The organism is Candidatus Accumulibacter sp. ACC005 (assembly GCF_907163215.1).
GTDB classification, from domain to species: domain Bacteria; phylum Pseudomonadota; class Gammaproteobacteria; order Burkholderiales; family Rhodocyclaceae; genus Accumulibacter; species Accumulibacter regalis.
The window spans coordinates 65,375-80,944 of the sequence record NZ_CAJQUB010000016.1; the positions used below are offsets into that span (position 1 = coordinate 65,375).

The window sequence follows — 15,570 nt, forward strand, 5'->3', positions numbered from 1 at the left end:
GAGACTCCGCCACGTTTTTTTCTTCTGCCTGGTTCACCAGCGCCGGGTCAGCCTGCTGCGGCGGCTCGCTTGTCGTTCTCGATCAGCGCGTACGCCGAATGATTGTGGATCGACTCGAAGTTCTCGGACTCGACCACGTAGGCGTCGATGCGGCATTCGGCGTTGAGGCGTGCGGCCACGTCGCGCACCATGTCCTCGACGAACTTCGGGTTGTCGTAGGCTCGTTCGGTGACGTACTTCTCGTCCGGGCGCTTGAGCAGGCCATAGAGCTCGCACGACGCCTGCGCTTCGACGAATTGCACCAGCTCTTCGATCCACAGGTGATCGTTGATGCTCACCGTGACCGTTACGTGCGAGCGCTGGTTGTGGGCGCCGCGCTCGGAAATCTCCTTTGAGCACGGGCACAGGCTGGTGACCGGAACCACCACCCTGATGGTCGACGTGATATCGCCATGGCCGATTTCGCCGACCAGAGTGACGTCGTAATCCATCAGGCTCTGCACCCCGGACACCGGAGCGGTCTTGTTGATGAAATACGGGAAGTTCATTTCGATGTGACCGGTTTCCGCTTCCAGCCGGTCGACCATGTCGCGCAACATGGCCGGGAAGTTTTCGACCGAAATCTCGCGTTCATGGCTGTTGAGGATTTCCACGAAGCGCGACATGTGCGTGCCCTTGAAATTGTGCGGCAGGCCGACGTACATGTTGAACATGGCGATGGTGTGCTGTACGCCGCCGGACTTGTCGAGCACCTTGACCGGGTGCCGTATCGCCTTGATGCCGACCTTGTTGATGGCGATGCGGCGGGTATCGGCTGAGCCCTGGACGTCCACCATCGTGGTCGGTTGTGGGTTTTCTGGTGCGTTCATTACTGCTCCTGATTGTTTTCTATATGCTGCCCGCGACGATTTCCTCGGCTGCCCCTGCGGCGCTGTCTTGCCGCGCACGCACCGCAGCGACGATTCCGTCACGGTCCAGGCCAATTTCCGCCAGCAAGAGTGCCTGGTCGCCATGCTCGATGAAGCGGTCGGGGATCCCCAGGCGCAGGAGTCGAGTCGTGCCGGCAACATCTTCGAGAACCCGCGCGACCTCGGAACCGGCGCCGCCGATCAAGGAATTCTCTTCGACGCTTACGAGCAGAGAATGTTCCGCGGCCAGGGCGATGATCAGCTCGCGGTCGATAGGCTTGACGAAGCGCATGTTGGCCACCGTCGCGTCGAGCTCTTCGCCTGCTTCGAGCGCCGGCGTCAGCATGCTGCCGAAAGCGAGCAGGGCTACCTGCGAACCGCGGCGACGGATTTCGCCTTTGCCAAGCGGCAGCCCGACCAGCGCCTTGTCGATCGTCGCGCCCGTGCCGGTGCCGCGCGGGTAGCGCACGGCGCTCGGTCCGTCGAGGCGATAGGCGGTGGTCAGCATCTTGCGGCACTCGTCCTCGTCGCTGGGCGTCATCAGTACCATGTTCGGGATGCAGGTCAGGAAGGAAACGTCGAAGGCGCCGTGGTGCGTCGGGCCGTCGGCGCCGACCAGTCCGCCGCGGTCGAGGGCAAAGACCACCGGCAGGTTCTGCAGGGCCACATCGTGCACCAGCTGGTCGTAGCCGCGTTGCAGGAAGGTCGAGTAGATGGCCAGCACCGGTCGCATGCCTTCGCAGGCCAGGCCGGCGGCGAAGGTGACGGCGTGCTGCTCGGCGATGCCGACATCGTAGTAGCGGTCCGGGTAACATTCGCTGAAGCGCAGCAGGCCGGAGCCTTCGCGCATCGCCGGGGTAATGCCGACGAGTCGCGGGTCGGCCGCCGCCATGTCGCACAGCCAGTCGCCAAAAACCTGCGTGTAGCTCGGCTTTGCGCCGGGCTTGCCGCCGGCAATCCCGACCTCCGGCTTGAACTTCGAGACACCGTGGTAGAGGATCGGATCGACCTCGGCAAGCTTGTAACCCTGGCCCTTCTTGGTGATGACGTGCAGAAACTGCGGGCCCTTGAGGTTCTTCAGGTTGAGCAGGGTCGGCACCAGCGATTCGAGATCGTGGCCGTCGATCGGGCCGATGTAGTTCAGGCCCAGTTCCTCGAACAGCGTTCCCGGGGTCAGCATTCCCTTGACGTGCTCCTCGGCGCGCTTGGCGAATTCGAGCAGCGAAGGCGAAAAGTCGAGAATCTTCTCGCCGGCCTTGCGTGCCGCGTTGAAGGTGTTGCCGGAGAAGAGCCGCGCCAGGTAGCGGTTCAGTGCGCCCACGGGCGGCGAGATCGACATGTCGTTATCGTTGAGGACGACGAGCATGTCGGCGTCGGCGACGCCGGCGTTGTTGAGCGCCTCAAAGGCCTGGCCGGCCGACATCGCGCCGTCGCCGATGATGGCCACGACCTTGCGCGTTTCGTGCCTGATCTTGGCGGCGAGCGCCATGCCCAGGGCCGCCGAGATCGACGTCGACGAGTGGCCGACGCCGAAGGTGTCGTACCTGCTCTCGCTGCGCTTCGGGAAACCGGAGATGCCGCCATGCATGCGCAGCTTGGCCATGCCCTCGCGGCGGCCGGTAAGCGCCTTGTGCGCATAGGTCTGGTGCCCGACGTCCCACACCAGGCGGTCGTGGGGCGTGTCGAAAACGTAGTGCAGGGCGACCGTCAGTTCGACCGTGCCGAGGTTCGACGACAGGTGGCCGCCGGTCCGGGAGACCGAATCGACCAGAAAGGCACGCAACTCGTCAGCCAGTTGTGGCAACTGGCGGCGGTCGAGCTTGCGCACTTGCGCCGGATCGCTGATGGTGTCGAGCAGAGGGTAGAGGGTCATGGTCTTGTTGGGTCCTGCAGAAGCGCTCGCCGGTGGCGGCGAGCAATGAGCGGAAGCGGTGCCTAGAACTTGCGCTGGGTGATGAAGCCGGTGAGCTCGACAAGGCGCTGGCGGCGTTCGCCGAAAGGCGCGAGTGCTTCGAGCGCCTGCTTTCTCAGATCGTCGGCAAAGTCGCGGGCGCGTTCGAGGCCCAGCAGGCTGACGTAGGTCGGTTTTTCGGCAGCCGCATCCTTGCCGGCGGTCTTGCCGAGGGTGGCGGTACTGGCCGTGCAGTCGAGAATGTCGTCGACGACCTGGAAGAGCAGGCCGGCGCGTTTGGCAAAACGGTCCAGCGCAGCGCTTTCGCCGGTGCTCAGGGCTGCGCCGCAGAGGGCGCCGAGCAATACTGCCGCGCGGATCAAGGCGCCCGTCTTGAGCGCGTGCATCAGTTCCAGCTCGGGCTGGTTCAGGCTCTTGCCGACGGCTTCGAGGTCGATCGACTGGCCACCAGCCATGCCGCACGAGCCGCTGGCGCGCGCCAGCAGGCGCAGCATTTCCAGTTGCCGGCCCTGTTCGCCGAAATCCTTGCGCGCCAGCAGTTCGAAAGCCAGCGCTTGCAGGCTGTCGCCGACCAGCAAGGCAGTCGCTTCGTCAAACTCGACGTGGCAGGTCGGGCGGCCGCGCCGCAGCACGTCGTCATCCATCGCCGGCAGGTCGTCATGGACCAGCGAATAGCTGTGGATCAGCTCGACCGCGCAGGCCGCGATTTGCAGTCGTTCCGCCGGGGCAGCGGTCAGCTCTCCGGCCGCGAAAACAAGCAGCGGCCGTATCCGTTTGCCGCCATTCAGGCTGGCATAGCGCATGGCCTGGTGCAGGCGCGCCGGAATGGCTTCCGCCGGCGGCAGGTGGCGGGCGAGGGCCGCTTCGACCTCTGCCTGGACGCAACGCATCCAGTCCGCGAAGGCAGGCGCCGCTGGCGCCGGCGGGACTTGCGTCGGCGCGCTCATCCGGCCTCGCCACGCGGGGGGTCGAAAGCGCGCAGCGCGCCGTTTTCGAGCACCTGAATCTGGCGTTCGGCGTCGCTGAGTTGCTGCTGGCAATGGGTCAGCAGTTCGCTGCCACGGCGATACGCGGCCAGTGACTCCTCGAGTGGCAGGCGGCCACCCTCCATGTCCTGAACGATCTGTTCAAGTTCGGCGAGAGCCGCCTCGAACTTCAGTTTGCCGACGGCTGTTTCGTCCATCGCGGGCGCGCTGGCGTCGACAGCTTTGTCGGAGTTCGGTCGTGGCATGGCAAGGGCTCGAATCAAACCGCCGAAAATAGCGTATTAGTGGCCTTGCGGTCAAATGGAAAGCATTCCCGCGAGTCCTGCGCGGGCTGCTCTGGCGAACCGCCCGGTGGCCACCGGCGATGGCCTGGAAGGGCGGTATCCGCCGGCGGCGCTCGCCATGGTCGCGCTGCCCTGCACCGGCCGGGCGCAGCACAAGCGCCAGCGCGGGGACTGGTGCTACACTTGCGCAACGAAAAAACGGGAGGATGCCATGATAGTCATCGAAAACCGACCGCGGCGGGTCGAGGTCACGGTTTATGCGGAATTCACGCTCGCCGATTATCAGGAGTTCGAAAACGCCGTCAACTACGTGATTCAGTTCGAGGGGCAGGTCGACCTGTTTTTCGACTTGCGCGAGATGGCCGATTTCACCCTCGACGTGGCCTGGGAAGACATCGTCTTCTCGCGAGCCCACGCCAAGGATTTCAGCCGCATCGCCGTGCTCACCGAAAGTCAGTGGGTGGCGTGGAGTGCCTGGCTGTCGCAGATTTTCGTCGAAGCCGAGATGCGCGTCTTCGACGAGGAAGTCGAAGCGCGCGCGTGGCTGGCCGAAGGGGAAGGCGAGGGCCTGGCGTGAGCTACTCGACGGTGGTCAGTCCCGCTCTCCTGGCGCATCATCTCGATGATCCCGGCTGGCGCCTATTCGATTGTCGCCATCAGCTGAGCGATCCCGACGCCGGCGCCCGCGCCTACGCCAGCGGGCATTTGCCCGGGGCGAGCTTCCTGCATCTGGATCGCGACCTGTCCGGGCCGATGAACGGCAGCAACGGTCGTCATCCCTTGCCCGACCCGCAGCTTCTTGCCGCCAGGCTGGGCGCCGCCGGCGTTTCGCGGGACACCCAGGTGGTGGCCTACGATGACGCTGGCGGCATGATCGCCAGTCGCTTGTGGTGGTTGTTGCGCTGGCTTGGTCACGATCGCGTCGCTGTTCTCGATGGCGGCATCGAGCGCTGGGTGGCAGAGGGCAGGCCGCTGTCGACCGAATCGCCCGCTGTTGCGGCGGTGCTCTTCGAGGGCGCGCCGCGTGACTGGGTGGCGACGACCCAGGAGGTGCTCGCCGACGTGCGCGAAGGCCAGTTCTGCCTGATCGACGCGCGCAGCCCGGATCGCTTCCGCGGCGAGAACGAAACGCTCGACCCGGTCGGCGGCCATATTCCCGGCGCGCGCAACCGCTTTTTCCGCGACAACCTCGATAGCGACGGCTGTTTTCGTCCGGCCGCGGAACTGCGCCGCGAACTGCTGGCGCTGCTTGCCGGGACCGATCCGAAACAGGCGGTGATGACCTGCGGCTCGGGCGTCACCGCCTGCCACAACCTCCTGGCCATGGAAATCGCCGGCCTGCACGACGCGCGTCTCTACGCCGGTTCGTGGAGCGAATGGTGCAGTGACCCGGCGCGGCCGGTCGCCAGCCAGGTTCCCTGAGGCAGCGAACGGCGACCAGGTCGGCGGCGGACTCTCGCCTCCTCCCTGCCGATCCCTTGCGATTGAATTAATGCGTTTGTCCAAGATGTTGTTTTTTTGTGAGTTTCATTCGCCGGCGAGGCGATCTATACTGGCGTTTCCTGTTTCTCAACATCACGGGGGAAGAAAAGACATGAAAAAGGTTGCAGCTCTGGTAGCGGGGGGTTTGTTGCTGTGCGGTGGTGTCGGTGTCGCGACGGCGGGTTCTCGATGTGAACCTTTTCAAGGTACGCTCAAGCTGGATCCAGGGCCGACTAATTGCACGGCCTTCACCACGATAATGCGAAAAGAGCGCATTTTTGAGGACGCGGATTTCGGTCCATCGGGGGCGCCGGCGATCTGTTTTTCCGCGGTGATTTCGGGCACGTTGGGAGACCATGAAGTTACGGGCACGTCCCTATCAGCTGTGACGGCGGATAGCTTCTGTCGTCTTAATGTTCAGCCAGGTCAAGAGGAGGCGGTATGTGGACCAGGTCGCGTCCCACCTGACCCTACATTCCCCCGATTCCCCCAATTCACAGCGGCAACGGTGGTGACGATTACTGCGGACCGAGAAGCCAGAAAAGACAAAGAACTGGGCCAGATATTTCTGCGTGATACGGCTGTTTTGCGCGGGGACGGGTACGCGGTTGAGCAACTGATTGGCGTTGGTGGTACCAAGAAATTCTCCAAGGCGAGCGTGTCCATGGAGATCAGGGGCTACGAGACTGTAGGTGCTGACGTCAGCGGCACCATCTGCCGCTAAGCGACTCCGGCCAGCGAGGTGCACAGGAACCGCTGACCAACAGCGGTCAGCGCACCTCGCCCCGGTCGTATCCGCAGGTTCGAACGATGCAGGTATCGGGCGCCGTTTGGGAAGGCGCGGTTGGCGAGCGCGCCATCGTCGGCGGCCAGTTCCGGCCTGCTCAGGCAGTGAAGTGTTGTTCCGAGGGGAAAGAACGGTGGTAGAGGGGACCCGCAAGCAGTGCCCGATCATCCCTGTACGGCTGCTCATGGCTCTGGCAGCGTGTGCCTGCTGTCTGCCGCTGGCCTCGGCGACTGCCGCGACCGTCGGCAGCGTCTTCGTTTCCTACGCCGATGACGGGAGTCCTCGTTATGCCAGCCAGCGTCTCGACGCCAGTTACCGCCTGTTCATTCGCGGCGAGACAGTGCGCAAGCAGCGCAGCACCGGGCCACGAAAAACGACAATTGCCAGCCGGCAACAGGGGCGGCAGAACTTGACGCCGTTGATCGAGCATTTCGCTCGCCTGCACCAGGTCGAGCCGCAGCTGGTCGCGGCGGTGGTCGCCGTCGAATCCGGCTTCGACGCCGCTGCCGTTTCGCCGCAAGGGGCGACCGGTGCGATGCAGCTGATGCCGGCGACCGCGGCACGCTACGGGGTGACCAACGCCGCCGATCCGGCGCAGAACATCGACGCCGGCGTGCGCCACCTGAAGGACCTGCTCCGCCTGCACGGTGGCAACGTTGCCCTGGCGCTGGCGGCCTACAACGCCGGCCAGGGAGCGGTGGCCAGGAACGGCGCGCGCATTCCGCCCTATCGCGAAACCATGCTCTACGTGCCGGCGGTGCTGGCGGCGGCGGCAAGGGGGGGAGGGCTGTGAGCGGGACCCGGCAGCGTACTTTCCAGGCGCGCAGCGCGGCCGGCTTCACCCTGCTCGAACTGCTCGTGGTGGTGACCATCATCGGCCTGCTCGCGGCCTACGTTGGACCGAAGTACTTCTCGCAGCTCGGGCGCTCCGAACAGGGAGTGGCCAAGGCGCAGGTCGAGGCCTTCGCGCGCGCGCTCGACACCTATCGCCTGGAAGTCGGCCGCTATCCGACGACGGAAGAAGGGCTCAACGCCTTGCTCAGCAAACCGGCAGGTGCGGCGCGCTGGAACGGCCCCTACCTGCAGAAGGCGGTGCCGGACGACCCCTGGGGCCACCCCTACCTCTATCGCTCGCCAGGCGTCAGCGGCGACTTCGAGATCACCTCGTATGGCAAGGACGGCCAGCCCGGGGGGACCGGCGACGCCGCCGACGTCACCTATCAATGACAATCCGGCGGAGCGAGGATGCGCTTTGAGGTTCGTGCCCTATCTGCCGATAACCTGATCGAGACGCACAGCGTCGACGCCGCGGATGCCGGGGAGGTCGGCAGGCTGCTCCAGCAACGGCGGCTGCAGCCGTTGTCGATCAAGCCTGCCGGCGGTGCCGGTGACTCGGGGCGCCTGCCCGGACGTGGCCGGCGGACTTTTTCCCTGCTCCTCTTCAGCGCCGAGTTGCTGGCCCTGCTCGAAGCCGGCCTGAGTCTGGTCGAAACCTTCGAGGCCCTGCTCGAGAAGGAAGGCTCACCGACCGCTCGCGCGGTGCTCGAACGGCTCACCGCCCACCTGCGCGAAGGCCTGCGCTTCTCGGCCGCGCTGGCCCGCCAACCCGAGGTCTTCCCGCCGCTCTACGTCGGCATCGTCAGGGCTGCCGAGGGGACCGGCGACCTGCCGCACGCCCTGGCGCGCTATATCGACTACCAGACGCGGCTCGACGCCGTGCGCAGCAAGGTGCTCAGCGCCGCCATCTACCCGGCCATCCTGCTCGCTGTCGGCGGTGCGGTGACCGTTTTTCTGATGGCCTACGTCGTGCCGCGCTTCGCCGGCGTGTACCAGGGCAGCGGCCGTTCGCTCCCCTGGCTGTCACAGCTCCTGCTCGACTGGGGAGAATTGGTCAGCGAGCATAGCGACGTCGTCTTCGGGGGACTGCTGGTCGTGGCGCTGGTCGCCGTTTTCTGGTTGCGGCACTTCATTCGCAGCGGGCGCTGGATCGTTTTCCTGACCCGCCTGCCGGGTATCGGCGAGCGCATCCGGCTGATCGAGTTGTCGCGCCTGTACCTGACCACCGGCATGCTCCTCGAAGGGGGCATTCCGATCCTTGCCGCGCTCGACATCGTCGGCGACACCGTTTCACCGACCACCCGCGAGGCGCTGCGCTCCGCGCGGCGCACCATTTCCGACGGTGGTTCCCTGTCGGAAGCCTTCGAGCGCTGTGGCCTGGCGACGCCGGTCGCCCTGCGCCTGCTGCGCGTCGGCGAAAGATCGGGGCAGATGGGCGCCATGCTCACCCGCTCGGCGCTGTTCTATGAAGGCGAGAGTGCGCGCTGGATCGAGCGCTTCGCGAAGGTCTTCGAGCCGCTGCTGATGACCGCCATCGGGCTTCTCGTCGGGCTGATCGTGGTGCTCCTGTACCTGCCCATTTTCGACCTTGCGGGTGCCCTGCAATGAACGCTCCCGGCGCTGCCGCCAACCAGGGCTTTGACGATACCCTGCTGCAGAAGGCCAGGAACCTGGCGCGGCTGTCCGGGCGCTCGCTGCTCGGCGAACTCGAGGCGCTGACCGCCGGCGAACCGCGCCAGCTGGTCGACGTCCTGGCGCGGCGTTTTCGCCTGCAGGTCATCGATACCACCGGGATGCTCGCCTGTGGCGCGGCCTTCGACCTGCTGCCGCTGGTCAGGGCGCAGCAGCGTGGCTGCCTGCTGCTGCGCGCGGTGGCTGGCGACGACGCGGCTGAATGCCCGATCATCGCCGTCATCGCCGACCCTTTCGATAGCGACTGCATGGTCTGGCTGAGCAGCCTGGTCGGCACGGCGGTGCATTACCGTCTGGCGCTGGCGGCGGACATCCAGGCCTATCTGTCGAAGCACGAGGAGTCGGTGCATGCCGTGCAATCGCTGGTGCACGACGGCGCTGGCGTTACCGAGAAGCATCGGGGTGCCGAGGTCCTCAGTTTCGCGTCACTCAGCGAAGCGTCGAGCCCGGCGGTAAAGCTGGTCAATTCGACCGTCTATGACGCCGTGCGGGCGGCGGCCAGCGACGTCCATCTGGAGAGCACGCCGACCGGCATCACCATCAAGTACCGTCTCGACGGGGTGCTCGACACGGTCGCGCAGATCAGCGGCGTGCTCCTCGCCGAGCAGGTGGTGTCACGTCTGAAAGTGCTCGCCGAGCTTGACATCGGCGAGCGGCGGACGCCGCAGGACGGCAGCTTCCGGGTGCAGGTCGCCGGCCGCGACATCGACCTGCGGGTGTCGATCATGCCCAGCATTCACGGCGAGGACGCGGTCGTCCGCATCCTCGACAAGCGCGGCGTCATCGAGGCGCATGGTTCGCTGACGCTGGACCTGCTCGGCTTCGACGCGCATTCGCTGAAAGCCCTGCGGCGCCTCGTCGAAGAGCCCTACGGGATGCTGCTGGTCACCGGTCCGACCGGCTCGGGCAAGACGACGACCCTGTACGGCGCGATTTCCGAGATCAACAGCGGTCGCGACAAGATCATCACCATCGAGGACCCGGTCGAGTACCAGTTGCCCGGCGTCCTGCAAATCCCCGTCAATGACAAGAAGGGCCTGACCTTTGCGCGCGGCCTGCGCTCGATCCTGCGGCACGATCCGGACAAGATCATGGTCGGCGAAATCCGCGATCGCGAGACGGCCGAGATCGCGGTGCAGTCGGCGCTGACCGGGCACCTGGTGCTCACCACCGTGCATGCCAACAACGTTTTCGACGTTTTCGGCCGCTTCACGCACATGGGCATCGACCCCTACGCCTTTGCCTCGGCGCTGAACGGTATCTGGGCGCAGCGGCTGTTGCGCGTGAACTGCGCCCGCTGCAGCGAGTCCTATACGCCCGGCGACGCGGCGCTCGAACGTTACCTCATTGCCGCCGATGCGCTGGCCGGTTTCGACTTCCGCCGCGGTGGCGGTTGCGGCGATTGCCGGGGTACCGGCTATCGTGGGCGCAAGGCGATTGCCGAGGTCCTGAATCTGAACGACGAGTTGCGCGAGCTGATCATCGAAAAACGGCCGATCCGGCAACTCAAGGAAGTCGCCTACCGCAACGGCACGCGCAGCCTGACCGAAGCCGCCTTGCGTCTGGTCGCCAGCGGCGAGACCACTCTCGAGGAACTGCACCGTGTCACGCTTTCAGGCTAGGCGCCTGTTGCTCGGCTGCAGCGCCGGCGAAGTCGTCCTGCTGGCCGATCCGGAAGCGGGCACGGCGACGGCGCAGCAGCTCGTCGCGCAGTCCGTCGCTCCGGCGTCGGCGGCGCTCGCCGACGTCAGTGCCGCCTTGTGTGCGGCGCTGCAAACGCTGAAGACCGCCCGGCCCGAGGCCTTCGCCAGCGTGGCGGACGCTCGCTCGCCCGCTCGCTCGCCTGCTCGCCTGCTGGTCGTGACCCTTGACGACAGCCTGGCCCGGAGTTTCGTCGTCACCCCGCCACGCGGGGCGCAGGGGCTGCGCGAATTGCGCGCCACGGCGGCGGCCCGCTTTGCGGCACTCTACGGCGAGTCGGCCGACGATTGCCTGCTGGTTGGTGACTGGCATGCGACATCGCCATTCATCGTCTGTGCGCTGCCACGGCCGCTCCATCAGGCGCTCGACGAGTTGGCGCAGGCGCATTCGTGGCGGCTCGCTTCGCTGGCTCCGGCCCTCATCCGCGTTGGCAATCGGCTGTGCACGGCGATCCCGGCCGACGGCTGGCTGCTGGTCGGTTTCGGGCTGACGCTGACCTTGCTCAATACCTGTCACGACCGGGTCGTGGCGACACGCAGCCTGCGCCTGCCCTGCGCGCCGGATCTTGCCACGCTGGAAACCCTGGTCGAGCAGGAACGCCTGCGCAGCCCGGGTTCGGGCGAGAGCGCCAGAGGACAGTCGCTGCTGTGGGCGGGCGCTGCCGACTGGCTGCCGGAGCCGACCACGATTGCCGGCCTGGAATCGCGGACGATGCCTTTGTCGGGCGTAGTTTCGCCGGCCGCAACGGGCTCGGCAGCGGCGCAGCTGGCGCTTGCGGGTCGTCGGCCATGAAGCCCCTGCACGTCGATTTCGTCGTTCGCCCGTTGTGGCGCCAGCCGGTGGCGGCGCGCGGACGGGCGATTCTCGTCGCCCTCGGCGCAGTGGCTGGCGTCGCGGCTGTCGCGTTGAGCTGGCAAGTGCTGCACCTCGAACGGCAGATTGCTGAAACGACGCAGGCCATTGCCCTGGCCCGGCACGAGGTCGCCGCACGGACGCCGCCGCCACGACCGCCGCTGCTCCTGTCCGAGGCGCAGGTGCTGGCCATCAACGGCGCCATCGGCCAACTGAATACGCCCTGGCCGGCGCTGCTCGACGCTTTCGAGAGCGTCGCCACGGCCAAGGTCGCACTGCTGCAGATCGAGCCGGACAACCGGCGGCGCCTGGTGAAGGGAGTCGCCGAGGCCAGGGATCACCAGGGGATGCTCGACTATCTTGCCGCGCTGGGATCGGCCGCCCCCTTTGTCAGGGCGGTGGTCAGTAAACAGGAAATCAACGACAGGGACCCGCATCGGCCCTTGCGCTTCAGCTTCGAGGCCCTGTTCGACGAGACGTCCGGCGACAGCGCGGCCGACAACGGCGCCGCAAACCGGGCCGCGCCAGGCGAGCATGCCCGGGAGCGCCAGTGAACAGGATTTCTCTGCTCGTCGACCGCCTGCGGCTGAGTGCCGAGATCGCCTTGCACCGGCACGGGCCGTGGTGGCTGCTTCTGGCGCTGACCGCCTGCTTGCTGCTGCTCGTGTCCGGAATGCTTGTTCCCGCCCTGCACGCCGAACTGGTGGAGAAGCAGGACAGTCTGCGTGCCTTGCAGGCGCGCGTGCCCGGCGGCGCGCCACCCGTGGAAGCGCCGGAATCGGCGTCGGAACGCCACTACCAGGCTTTCCGGGAGGTGCTCGCCGAAGAGAGCCAGGTCCTCGCGACGATTCAGGCGGTGCTCGATTCGGCGGTCAGGCATCAGCTGCTGAGCACGCGCGCCGAGTACCAGCGTGGCCGCGACCGGCAGGCGCAGGTCGATACCCTGCAGATGACCGTCCCGGTGAGCGGGCGCTACGCGGATGTGCGCCGCTGGATCGAGGAAATACTGGCGACGCAGGCCTTCGTCGCGGTCAATGAACTGGGATTCAAGCGCGACGAAATCGGCCGCAACGAGATCGAAGCGAAGGTTCGCCTGACCATCTGGCATCATCGGCCCACGCCGCCCGAGCGCCTCGGAGCGGCGAGTGTGGATGCGGCGGATGTGGCGGATGTGGTGAATGAGGTGAATGAGGTGGGGCGATGAACGCGCGTCGCCTGCTGCTCCTCGCCCTGCTGCCGGTCGCTGCCTGGCTGGCGCTGTTCGGCGACAAGACGCCGCCGGACAGGTCGCCAGTGGAGGTCGTCGCGCCGACCTCGCCGCGACGAGCGCCCGCGACCGAGCGTACGGCAAAGGCCGCTGGAAAACTCGAAATCGCGGCGCTGATTGCGCGCGAGCAACTGATTCCCGGCGTCGGTGAGGCGCACGAAAGTCGCGATCTGTTCCCCTCGCTGAGCTGGAGGCCGCCGCCACCGCCCACGCCGGCGACGTCTGAAAAAGCACGCGCGCCAATGGCACCGCCGCCGCCCTTCGTGTACCTTGGCAACAAATTCGAAGCCGGGCAGTGGGAGGCCTACCTCGGACGCGGCGAGGAAGTGTTCATCGTTCGCGAGGGGATGACGCTCGAAAGGAACTACCGGGTCAAGGCGATTACCCCGTCCACGCTGACCCTGATCTACCTGCCGCTGAAGCAGTCGCAGACCATTTCCATCGGAGGATCGCCATCGTGAGCAAGGAGAAGTCGGAGCAGCGCAGACCGGCAGGCAGGTGGAGGGGCTGCCTGGGCGTGGCTGCGGCGCTGCTGCTGGCAGGCTGTGCCGCGCAGACGGCGTTCACCGAAGGCCAGGAGCTGCTTGCGGCCGAACAGGTCGATGCCGGGCTGGCCAGGATTCAGGACGCGATCGCCCTCGAACCAAGCTCCGCCGAGTATCGCATTGCCTATGCGCGGGCGCAGGAACGCTACGTCAATGCCAGCCTCGACAACGGCGAACGGGCCCTGGCGGAAGCGCGCTACGACGCCGCCAGGGCTGCTTTTCGACGCGCGCTGGCGTTGCAGCCGGGTAACGAGCGGGCGTTGGTCGGTCTGCAGCTGGTGGACGCGGCAGGTCGCCACGACATCCTGTACAGCGAAGCGCTGGCCGCGTGGAGCAGGAGCGACGCCGCCGCGGCGCGCGCGAGCCTGCGCAAGATCCTCGCCACCAACCCCCGCCACGAACGCGCGCTGGAACTGCTGCGCGTCATTGACGAGAGCAGTGCCCGTGTCGCCAAGGAGTCGGTGCTGGAAACGGCCTACCGCAAACCGATCACCATCGAGTTCCGGGATACACCGCTGAAAACCGTTTTCGAAGTGATTTCGCGCACCTCCGGGCTGAACTTCGTTTTCGACAAGGATTTGCGCGCCGATCAGAAAGTCACCATTTTCCTGCGCAACAGCAGCATCGAGGCGGCGATCAACCTGGTGCTGCTGACCAACCAGCTCGAACAGCGTGTCCTCGATGGCAACTCGATCCTGATCTACCCGAACACGGCGGTGAAACAGCGTGACTACCAGGCGCTGACGGTGAAGACCTTCTACCTGGCCAATTCCGACGCCAAGACCGTCGCCACCACGCTGAAGACAATCCTCAAGAGCAAGGATGTGGTGGTTGACGAGAAGCTGAATCTGCTCATGATTCGCGACAGCCCGGAAGCGATCCGCGTCGCCGAGAAGCTGGTTGCCCTGCAGGATGTGCCGGAGCCCGAAGTGATGCTCGAAGTGGAGATCCTCGAGGTCAAGCGTTCGCGACTTCGCGACCTGGGCGTCAACTGGCCGAACGCGCTGGCACTGACTCCGCTTCCGTCGACGAGCGGCGGAACGCTGACCTTGAACGACCTGCGCAATCTCAACTCGTCGTCCATCGGGGCCGCCGTCGCTCCGGTCGTGATCCGCGCCAACCAGACCGACGCCGACGTCAATCTGCTGGCCAATCCGCGCATTCGCGCGCGCAACCGCGAGAAAGCCAAGATCCTGATTGGCGAACGGGTGCCCAACATCACTTCGACGGCCACGTCGACCGGCTTTGTCTCCGAGTCGATCACCTACATCGATGTCGGCCTCAAGCTGGACATCGAACCGACGATCTACCTCGACAACGAAGTGGCCATCAAGGTGACCCTCGAGGTGAGCAATATCGTCGATCGGGTGGAGACCAAGTCGGGTACCGTCGCTTATCGGATCGGCACGCGCACGGCGACCAGCGTCCTGCGTCTCAAGGACGGCGAGAACCAGTTGCTCGCCGGACTGATCAGCGACGAGGACCGCCGGACGGCGAGCAAGCTGCCCTTTCTCGGTGACATTCCGGTGCTCGGTCGCCTGTTCGGGGGGCATCACGACGAGGGAATCAAGACGGAGATCGTGCTCTCGATCACGCCCCGGGTGCTGCGCAACATCCAGCGGGCGGCGAACCATCTCGCCGAGTTCGACGGGGGCACCGAAACCAGCTTCCGTGGCCGGCCGGTTGCCCAGGGAGCGGCGCTCGCCGCCCCCGCGGACGCGGCGGCGCGCAGCGCATTGCCGCCGGGATTGCCGGGTCAGCCTGCCGGCGCGGCCGGTGCGCGCGGTGGAGCGCCGGCAAATCCCTTCGCGCAAACGGCCGCCGGCAACGGCGCTCAGTCAGCGCCGGCGGCCATTGCACAGGGCGCCCCGGCGGCCGCCCAGCCGGCCGTCCAGTCCGGCGGCGCGGCGCAGCTGCTCTGGCAGGGTCCGACGCAGCTCACCGCCGGCGACAGCTTCGCGCTGCAGCTGATCATGCAGGCGGACCAACCGGTGGTCAGCCTGCCGCTGGCGATCGCTTTCGATCCGCGCGTGGTGCAGGTCGCCGACGTCAGCGAGGGGGGCTTCCTCAGGCAGAATGGCGGCGAGACCAGCTTCACCTATCGCGTCGACCCTGCCGGTCAGGTCCTGATCACCGGCACCCGTTCCGGTGACGGCGGTGCGACCGCACAGGATGTCGTCGCCACGCTCAACTTCCGCGCGCTGGCGCCCGGCGATTCACGCGTCGAGCTGATTACCGTCGCTCCGGTCGGTTCGCGCGGATCGGCGATCAGCGCCAGGCTGCCGCCGGCGCACCGCGTGATCGTCGTGCAGTGAGC

General features: G+C 66.3%; 16 protein-coding genes. 12 read left to right on the top strand and 4 right to left on the bottom strand.

Translation table 11 applies throughout. The features are described 5' to 3' along the window. Nucleotides 1-47: 47 nt before the first annotated feature. From folE2 to QZ613_RS19370, 4 genes are all read right to left on the bottom strand, one after another. Nucleotides 48-869 carry a GTP cyclohydrolase FolE2 gene (gene folE2, locus QZ613_RS19355; protein ID WP_043563994.1) on the bottom strand — a complete coding sequence of 274 codons (822 nt, stop codon included), beginning with the start codon at nt 867-869 and terminating at the stop codon, nt 48-50. A gap of 19 nt (nt 870-888) precedes the next feature. Further along, nucleotides 889-2,781, bottom strand: coding sequence for a 1-deoxy-D-xylulose-5-phosphate synthase (gene dxs / locus QZ613_RS19360; RefSeq protein ID WP_291983649.1), 1,893 nt, complete (start codon nt 2,779-2,781; stop codon nt 889-891). Nucleotides 2,782-2,843: 62 nt separating this feature from the next. Further along, entirely contained in the window at nt 2,844-3,767 is a 924-nt protein-coding gene (locus QZ613_RS19365) for a polyprenyl synthetase family protein (protein ID WP_291983651.1), read from the bottom strand. After that, nucleotides 3,764-4,003, bottom strand: a complete 240-nt coding sequence (locus QZ613_RS19370; RefSeq protein ID WP_291983727.1) for an exodeoxyribonuclease VII small subunit — start codon at nt 4,001-4,003, stop codon at nt 3,764-3,766. Before QZ613_RS19370 ends, QZ613_RS19365 begins: the two co-directional genes overlap by 4 nt. Nucleotides 4,004-4,301: 298 nt before the next feature. On the opposite strand from QZ613_RS19370, the gene QZ613_RS19375 reads away from it, so the two are divergent. The 12 genes from QZ613_RS19375 (at nt 4,302) to QZ613_RS19430 (ending at nt 15,568) form a co-directional block, all read left to right on the top strand. Then, the gene (locus tag QZ613_RS19375; protein WP_043564163.1) at nt 4,302-4,667 is read left to right on the top strand and encodes an STAS/SEC14 domain-containing protein; all 366 of its coding nucleotides are present in this window, start codon (nt 4,302-4,304) and stop codon (nt 4,665-4,667) included. Then, nucleotides 4,664-5,512 (top strand): sulfurtransferase, encoded by an 849-nt coding sequence (locus tag QZ613_RS19380; protein WP_291983653.1) that lies wholly within the window; start codon nt 4,664-4,666, stop codon nt 5,510-5,512. Before QZ613_RS19375 ends, QZ613_RS19380 begins: the two co-directional genes overlap by 4 nt. Nucleotides 5,513-5,582: 70 nt before the next feature. Next, nucleotides 5,583-6,296, top strand: a complete 714-nt coding sequence (locus QZ613_RS19385; RefSeq protein ID WP_291983655.1) for a hypothetical protein — start codon at nt 5,583-5,585, stop codon at nt 6,294-6,296. 196 nt (nt 6,297-6,492) lie between these two features. Beyond that, nucleotides 6,493-7,152 (top strand): lytic transglycosylase domain-containing protein, encoded by a 660-nt coding sequence (locus QZ613_RS19390; protein WP_291983656.1) that lies wholly within the window; start codon nt 6,493-6,495, stop codon nt 7,150-7,152. Further along, entirely contained in the window at nt 7,149-7,586 is a 438-nt protein-coding gene (gspG, locus tag QZ613_RS19395) for a type II secretion system major pseudopilin GspG (RefSeq protein WP_043563987.1), read from the top strand. Before QZ613_RS19390 ends, gspG begins: the two co-directional genes overlap by 4 nt. Before the next feature lie 18 nt (nt 7,587-7,604). Then, on the top strand, nt 7,605-8,804 hold the full coding sequence (locus tag QZ613_RS19400) for a type II secretion system F family protein (RefSeq protein ID WP_291983658.1): 1,200 nt from the start codon (nt 7,605-7,607) through the stop codon (nt 8,802-8,804). Continuing rightward, nucleotides 8,801-10,510 carry a GspE/PulE family protein gene (locus tag QZ613_RS19405; protein WP_291983660.1) on the top strand — a complete coding sequence of 570 codons (1,710 nt, stop codon included), beginning with the start codon at nt 8,801-8,803 and terminating at the stop codon, nt 10,508-10,510. Before QZ613_RS19400 ends, QZ613_RS19405 begins: the two co-directional genes overlap by 4 nt. Continuing rightward, the gene (locus tag QZ613_RS19410; RefSeq protein ID WP_291867397.1) at nt 10,491-11,381 is read left to right on the top strand and encodes a hypothetical protein; all 891 of its coding nucleotides are present in this window, start codon (nt 10,491-10,493) and stop codon (nt 11,379-11,381) included. Before QZ613_RS19405 ends, QZ613_RS19410 begins: the two co-directional genes overlap by 20 nt. Next, nucleotides 11,378-11,995, top strand: a complete 618-nt coding sequence (locus tag QZ613_RS19415; RefSeq protein ID WP_291867400.1) for a hypothetical protein — start codon at nt 11,378-11,380, stop codon at nt 11,993-11,995. Before QZ613_RS19410 ends, QZ613_RS19415 begins: the two co-directional genes overlap by 4 nt. Further along, the gene (locus QZ613_RS19420; RefSeq protein ID WP_291983663.1) at nt 11,992-12,645 is read left to right on the top strand and encodes a hypothetical protein; all 654 of its coding nucleotides are present in this window, start codon (nt 11,992-11,994) and stop codon (nt 12,643-12,645) included. Before QZ613_RS19415 ends, QZ613_RS19420 begins: the two co-directional genes overlap by 4 nt. Then, nucleotides 12,642-13,169 (top strand): hypothetical protein, encoded by a 528-nt coding sequence (locus tag QZ613_RS19425; protein ID WP_291983665.1) that lies wholly within the window; start codon nt 12,642-12,644, stop codon nt 13,167-13,169. The genes QZ613_RS19420 and QZ613_RS19425 overlap by 4 nt, the downstream gene beginning before the upstream one ends. Then, nucleotides 13,166-15,568, top strand: coding sequence for a secretin N-terminal domain-containing protein (locus QZ613_RS19430; RefSeq protein WP_291867411.1), 2,403 nt, complete (start codon nt 13,166-13,168; stop codon nt 15,566-15,568). Before QZ613_RS19425 ends, QZ613_RS19430 begins: the two co-directional genes overlap by 4 nt. Nucleotides 15,569-15,570: the final 2 nt, after the last annotated feature.